The following is a 1,168-nucleotide window of genomic DNA, read 5'->3' on the forward strand; positions in this document are numbered from 1 at the left end:
ATGAAGCAAAAGTAGATGAGTTTTGGAAGACATCCACTAGGTTGCTAGAGCCAGCACCCGAAGCAGTTTGGTCGATGATGATGTCACCCAAAGCATCGGTACGTTGTAGCGTAGTAGCGGTATTGGAAGAGTTGTCGATCGCATCCTGAGTGATTTCGGCATTAGATCCAAGAGCGTTGAGGTCTTCCTGGGTAACGGTAGCAGTATTGGTGGCACTGAAAGCGGCTGTTTGGTCTACGGATGCAGTCGCGTCATTTCCTTTTTGAGTGATAGTGGCGGTGTTTGTACCTGCGTTTTGGGCATCTTGGGTAATAGTCGCATCGCTCAAGTTAGCAGTAGACTCCTGAGTAATAGTAGCGGTGTTGGAGCTACCTGAGCCGTCGGCCATTTGGTCGATAGTGGCTGTGAGATCATCACCCGCCTGAGTGATAGTGGCTGAGTTGTCAGCACTTGCTTTGGCATCCTGAGTGATAGTAGCTTTATCATTATAAGTATCAGTTTCTTGCACTATCTCCGCAGTGTTGGTGCTACCGGCACCAGTACCAGTTTGAGTGATTTTGGCAACAAGGTCATTTTCATCTTGTTGAACATCTGCATCGTTTGCAGCACCAGCTTGCGCATCTTGAGAAATAGTGACTGAGGAGTCATCGGTATCGCTATCTTGAGTAACATCAGCCTCATTGGTGCTACCGGCTCCTGCTGCGGTTTGGGTGATGGTAACTTCAGAGTCTTCACCATATTGATAAGCAGCTGCATCGTTTTCACCACCAGAAGTAGCCGTCTGAGTGATGGTAGCTGTATTTGCAGTTTGATCTTGATAGATGTAGGCGTAGTTGTCGCTATCGGTGCCATCGGCGGTTTGAGTTACAGTCGCTTTTTGGTCATCATCATACTGATCAATATAAGCATAGTTGTCGGCACTAGCCATGGCCGTTTGGGTTACAGTAGCCGTGTTATAATAATCGTATTGATTAACATAAGCATCGTTTTCACTCCCTGCGCCAGTAGCTGTTTGAGTGACAGTAGCATCACCTTCATAGTATTGATAGATGTAGGCATTGTTGTCACCTGCGCTAGCAGTTTGGGTAACAGTCGCACTGTTATAATCATCATCTTGATCGATTTCAGCGTAATTGACCCCCGCACCCGTGGCATTTTGGGTGATTGA

At 47.0% G+C, this 1,168-nt stretch carries 1 protein-coding gene; it reads right to left on the minus strand.

What is annotated here, in order from left to right:
* Positions 1-1,168, minus strand: a 1,168-nt coding sequence (locus P1X15_RS32440; protein ID WP_277342257.1) for a hypothetical protein, incomplete at both ends; no start/stop codon positions are given.

Source organism: Runella sp. MFBS21, assembly GCF_029433105.1.
Lineage (GTDB): Bacteria > Bacteroidota > Bacteroidia > Cytophagales > Spirosomataceae > Runella.